Source organism: Bacillus sp. S4 (assembly GCF_040838205.1).
Taxonomy (GTDB): Bacteria; Bacillota; Bacilli; order Bacillales; family Bacillaceae_G; genus Bacillus_A; species Bacillus_A cereus_U.
This window is the reverse complement of sequence record NZ_JBFPJI010000233.1, coordinates 1-5,283: the sequence shown is the minus strand read 5'-3', so window position 1 is coordinate 5,283 and position 5,283 is coordinate 1. Positions and strand designations below refer to the sequence as shown.

The following is a 5,283-nucleotide window of genomic DNA, read 5'->3' as shown; positions in this document are numbered from 1 at the left end:
AAATGATTGTGTAAAACTTTGTAAAATGAGTGTAACAATGTAAGTGGAACTCTTGTTTTCAGAAAGTTTTATATAGTTAAATATCTATTAAACTATAAGATATAAAAGGAGAGAGACTATGTTACCAAATACGGTTCGTACTCCAAACAAGAAGAAGAAATGGATTATCATCGGAGTTATTGCACTAATTGTTATTGTTGCAGCAGTTAATATTTTTGTTATGCAAGGTAAGAAGAAAGGTACGGCGAAGACAGATGCTGTAAGTTTTGAGAAAGTGACAGAGCGTAAGCTTAATAATACGAAATTAATTTCTGGTCAAGTGAAGCCAGGAAATATTGAAAGTTTCTATGCGGATCCGACTAAAGGAAAAGTGAAAGATATTGCAGTGAAAGAAGGACAAGAAGTAGAAAAAGGAACGAAATTATTCTCTTATGATAATGAAGAAATTAATCTTCAAATGAAGCAAGCTGATCTTGATCAGAAGATGGCTGATATGCGTTATGATCAAGGGAAAAAGAAGATTGATTCATTGAAGAAAGAAATTAAGAAGGTAAAAGATAGTGGGGCTGGAAAAGAAGTAACAGACCCAATGGAAGAGCAAGTAAGTGAGTTAGAAATGGCACAAAAGACAACTGATCTTGAGAAAGAAAAAGGGAAGTTGCAAAAAGAAGAGTTAAATAAAAAGCAGAAGGAACTTACGATTTATAGTAACTTTACGGGTGTTGTACAAAAGTTAGACAAAGATGCGGCACAAAGTTCATCTCAGGCATTAGGTGGTCAAGGGAAAGCATTCTTGCAAGTTGCTTCTAAAGATCCGTTCCAAGTTCAAGGGACTTTAACAGAGCTTCAAAAGTCACAAATTCAAAAAGATCAAACGTTCACTGTAACTGCGAAAGCAAATAACAAGAAGAAGTGGACAGGTAAGATTACGGAAGTAAGTGAATTCCCAACGAGTGCAGAGATGGCTCAAGCTGCTGGTGAAGGAACTCAAAATATGTCTCAGTATACATATAAAGCAAGTCTTGACAGCCAAGATGGTTTATCTCCAGGTTATCACGTTTCTCTGCAAGTAAGCTTAGAGAACAAAACGATGATTGCTGTTCCAACTAAGAGCATTGTAGAAAAAGGCGAAGATGCATTTGTTTATATTGAAGAGAAAGGAAAGCTTCGTAAACAAAATGTGAAAAAAGGTGCTACTGATGGAGACTGGACAGAGATTGTAGAAGGCACAACAGTGGGGCAAAAGGTGGTTAAAAATCCTTCCGACAACGTGTATGACGGAATGGAAGTGAAAGAGAAATGATTACGTTAAACAATATTTCCAAAACATATTATCAAGGTAAATTGGCAGTACCAATTTTACATGGTATTAGTTTAACGATTCAAAGCGGTGAGTTCGTTTCTATTATGGGACCGTCTGGTTCTGGTAAATCAACGCTTATGAATATTATCGGTTGTTTAGATCGTCCAACAGAAGGCGAATATATGCTGAATGATGTGAATATCTTAACAGCAGACGAGTCAAAACTAGCTTTAATTCGTAATGAATATATCGGCTTTGTGTTCCAGCATTTTAATTTACTTCCGCGTCTTTCCGCAGTGGAAAACGTTGAACTTCCGCTCATCTACGGTGGGGTGAAGAAAGCAGAGCGTCGTCAGAGAGCTCTTGAAGCGCTTGGAAAAGTTGGATTATCAGATAGAGTACACCATTTACCTAGTGAGTTATCAGGTGGACAGAAGCAACGTGTAGCGATTGCGAGATCGATTGCAAATAATCCGACGTTCATTATGGCCGATGAGCCGACAGGTGCACTTGATACGAAGTCTGGTGCACAAGTTATGGATATTTTCACGAAGCTCAATGCAGAAGGTACGACGATTGTTATGGTTACGCATGAAGAGGAAGTAGCTGCTTATTCTTCTCGTCGCATTGTACTAAGGGATGGGAAAATTACAGAAGATAGAAGGTGTGCGGTATGAGCTTACTAGATAGTATGAAAATTGCCTTATCTTCTATTTTAGCTCATAAACTACGCTCAGCTCTGACGATGCTCGGTATTATTATCGGTGTTGGTTCTATTATTACTGTCGTTGCGATTGGGCAGGGCGGGGAAGCGGCACTGAAATCACAATTTGTTGGGTCAGGTAATCAAACGGTTCCGATTCATTATAGTGCAGATATGAATGATCCATTCGGTATGGAAATGGTAGAGGCACCGAAGATAACTGAGGAAGATATTTTTGAAATTAAAAAAATTCCAGAGATCGCACATGTTGTAACAACAAATTCAAGTATGGAACCAATTGATATTGAAGATAAAATAGAAATGGTGAATATTACTGGATTAGACAGTGAGTACTTTGCAGTAAATAAAGTAAAGTTGTTAAAAGGACGTTCTTTACAGGAATCAGATGTGGATCAAGGTAATAACGTTGTCATGATTAGTAAGCAAATGGAAGAAAAGATGTTTAAGGATGCCAATCCAGTCGGTAAAATTATTGAAATGAAGGGTCAACCGATGCAAATTATTGGTGTCTATAAATCAGATAATGAGTTTATGGGAATGGGACCATCAGAAGCACTAGTTCCAATTTCATTATGGCCGACACTGTATGGAAAAGATGAAATTCAAAATATTTCTGTTCAAGCAAAAAATGTAGATAATTTAGAGCAAGCAGGTAAAAAAGCTGCCGATGTGTTAAATAGTCGTAAACCAAGTGATACAACTGGTAAATACGAGGTTATGAATTTAAAAGAAATTCAAGAAGGTATTTCAAAAATGACAGGTATTATGACGATGATCATCGGTGGTATCGCTGGTATTTCACTAGTCGTTGGTGGTATCGGCGTTATGAACATCATGCTTGTATCTGTAACGGAGCGTACGCGTGAAATTGGAGTACGTAAAGCACTTGGAGCAACACGTAGTAAAATTTTATTACAGTTTTTAATTGAAGCCGTTATGTTAACGCTTCTAGGTGGTTTAATCGGAATTGGTCTTGGGTATGGCGGGGCATATATCGTTTCCACATTTGCGAAGTGGCCACCGCTCGTTTCATGGGAAGTTGTCGTTGGGGGCGTATTGTTCTCTATGACACTAGGTATTATCTTCGGATTAATTCCAGCGAACAAAGCTGCGAAATTAGATCCAATTGAAGCACTTCGTTATGAGTAAATTATTAGTGTAGTAGAGAAGGGTTCTCTACTAAACATTACCGTTCTAGTGGGCGGTTCGTAGCCTCAAAATGAGGATGTGAACCGCCCGTTAGAACGGGTTATATAAATAGAAGGAGGCGTTATGATGGAAGCGAATTTGAATACGCAAAAAGTTGGCGGAGAGAAGCTGTCATTATTTGGAATGATTACATCTCCAGGTTTGCAGTTTGAGAGAATGAAAACGAGTGAGAAAGTTTGGGGTATGTTCTTCCTAGTTGCATTGTTACAAGGACTTGTAGGTGGTTTGACGACATATGTTGTGAACACATCACCTGAAATGATTAAAATGCAGAAAGAATTAGGTGAACTTGCTGGCCAGAGTTCAATTACATCAGAAGTTATTTATGGGATTGGATCTGGTTTTGTTGGAGCAATGATTGGTGCATTATTTGTCGCAGCTATTTATAAAATATTTATGATGTTCTTTGGAAATGATACGTCTTATAAAAAAATATTAACGATTGTTATATATGCGAATATTGTTCTTATTCTTGGTGGACTTATTAATGGCGTTATAGCTTTAATTTTAGATGGTGGAGCAACGCAATATACAAGCTTGGGGCCATTATTTGAACAAGGTTCAATGGCATATGGAATCGGTAATACGATTGAATTGTTCTATTTATGGAATTTAGTATTAATTTGGTTGGGATTACAAGTTACAGCTGGATTAAGTAAAGTGAAAGCGGCTGTTCCGATTATCGTTTTATTCATTATTAAGGCAGTATTCTTAGCGGCAATTGTTATGTTAATTGCGGCGTTTTTACCAGGTATGCCTGTATAATATGATTGGATTAAAAAGATGGCTCATCCTAGAGCCATCTTTTTTATTTTTACCCCTATTTCAAATACCCCAAGCAGAATTTCAAATTCTGACTAGTGTAATTTCAAATTCCGGCAGTATTATTTGAAATTACCCACAATGAAATTTCCTTTCTCATTTTATATTGTAGAGGTACCGCGGAATACTAAAGAGGTATACCTTTTAGAAACGGGCACTGTGTGAAGCCAGCGACTTTTACAGATACGGTTGTTTTGTATGAAGGTATGATTGTAAATCAAATAAAGAGGTTAAATATTTACCAAGATTATGAAGAGTATTATCAATGTGGTTTAATTGGTCTTTGGCATGCGTATGAAAGGTATGAGGAGGAGAAAGGTAGTTTTCCTGCTTATGCGGTTGTAACGGTACGTGGTTATATATTGGAAAGGTTGAAGAAAGAATGCGTAGTGCAAGAGCGGTATGTATGCACGGATGATTATGAGGAACGATTTGAGTGTGAAGATACGGGAACGAGAGCGAAGGACTTTATGAGTGTGTTAGATGAGAGAGAGAGGCACATCATTTCAGAGCGATTTTTCTCAGGGAAAAATATGGGGGAGATAGCGTCTGAAATGGGGATGACGTACTATCAAGTGAGATGGGTATATCGACAAGCACTTGAGAAAATGAGAGATAGTGTAAGGGGATAAGAACAATAAGTAGAATGGAAGGCAAAGGAAATATTGCGTTCCATTCTATTTACATTAAGGCAGTAAATGTGGCAAGGGGTTTTTTAAGTGTAGTGAATCTTTTATGTTCATTCGGGATAATATATGTCCAGATTTGAAAAATTGTTGCTGTAACTTATGAGAACCTATTTGTATTGTTATGGTAGTTCCGTTAAAAAAATGAATGTTAGCCTTGTTAGTTTTTTTGGAAAACTCTATCTCCTCTATATGGTTATAGAACAGCCAAATGCAGTTTGGAGAAGAAGGAGATTCTGTTGGGAAAGCACAAATATATTCTTTATGATTAATCGGAATTGGAACATTTTGTTTGAGCTTAAAGTTTATTTGGACTGCACGACGTCGACCTTGATAAGTAGAATGAACATGTGTTAGACAAGATTTCTTTATGAGTTGGATAGCTGTTTGGCAAGAGTGCAGGGGGTTGCCGCTACTGTCGATCATTTTTGTCCGGTAATAAGGGTGTTTGCAAGGTTCGAGCATCATTGTAGAACTAGAAATAAAAATATCATTTTCATTATTCATGATTCAAAAATCCTCCCTTATAAAATTATTAT

6 protein-coding genes are annotated in these 5,283 nt (G+C 37.1%); 5 read left to right on the top strand and 1 reads right to left on the bottom strand.

Annotation, left to right across the window (positions count from 1 at the left end; translation table 11 throughout):
* Nucleotides 1-118 precede the first annotated feature (118 nt).
* From AB3X48_RS17255 to AB3X48_RS17235, 5 genes are all read left to right on the top strand, one after another.
* Nucleotides 119-1,303, top strand: a complete 1,185-nt coding sequence (locus AB3X48_RS17255; RefSeq protein ID WP_016093602.1) for an efflux RND transporter periplasmic adaptor subunit — start codon at nt 119-121, stop codon at nt 1,301-1,303.
* Entirely contained in the window at nt 1,300-1,980 is a 681-nt protein-coding gene (locus tag AB3X48_RS17250; RefSeq protein ID WP_002159820.1) for an ABC transporter ATP-binding protein, read from the top strand. The genes AB3X48_RS17255 and AB3X48_RS17250 overlap by 4 nt, the downstream gene beginning before the upstream one ends.
* Entirely contained in the window at nt 1,977-3,176 is a 1,200-nt protein-coding gene (locus AB3X48_RS17245) for an ABC transporter permease (RefSeq protein WP_002159821.1), read from the top strand. The genes AB3X48_RS17250 and AB3X48_RS17245 overlap by 4 nt, the downstream gene beginning before the upstream one ends.
* Nucleotides 3,177-3,302: 126 nt before the next feature.
* Nucleotides 3,303-4,001 carry a YknW family membrane protein gene (gene yknW, locus AB3X48_RS17240; protein ID WP_088099697.1) on the top strand — a complete coding sequence of 233 codons (699 nt, stop codon included), beginning with the start codon at nt 3,303-3,305 and terminating at the stop codon, nt 3,999-4,001.
* A gap of 218 nt (nt 4,002-4,219) precedes the next feature.
* On the top strand, nt 4,220-4,690 hold the full coding sequence (locus tag AB3X48_RS17235) for a sigma-70 family RNA polymerase sigma factor (RefSeq protein ID WP_002159823.1): 471 nt from the start codon (nt 4,220-4,222) through the stop codon (nt 4,688-4,690).
* A 54-nt stretch (nt 4,691-4,744) separates the two neighbouring features.
* On the opposite strand, the gene AB3X48_RS17230 is transcribed toward AB3X48_RS17235, so the two are convergent.
* The gene (locus tag AB3X48_RS17230; protein WP_088099696.1) at nt 4,745-5,251 is read right to left on the bottom strand and encodes a competence protein ComK; all 507 of its coding nucleotides are present in this window, start codon (nt 5,249-5,251) and stop codon (nt 4,745-4,747) included.
* Nucleotides 5,252-5,283: the final 32 nt, after the last annotated feature.

Coding starts and splice junctions, on each gene's coding strand:
- AB3X48_RS17255 (WP_016093602.1), top strand. CDS start 119: ATGTTACCAAATACGGTTCGTACTCCAAACAAGAAGAAGAAATGGATT.
- AB3X48_RS17250 (WP_002159820.1), top strand. CDS start 1,300: ATGATTACGTTAAACAATATTTCCAAAACATATTATCAAGGTAAATTG.
- AB3X48_RS17245 (WP_002159821.1), top strand. CDS start 1,977: ATGAGCTTACTAGATAGTATGAAAATTGCCTTATCTTCTATTTTAGCT.
- yknW (WP_088099697.1), top strand. CDS start 3,303: ATGGAAGCGAATTTGAATACGCAAAAAGTTGGCGGAGAGAAGCTGTCA.
- AB3X48_RS17230 (WP_088099696.1), bottom strand. CDS start 5,251: ATGAATAATGAAAATGATATTTTTATTTCTAGTTCTACAATGATGCTC.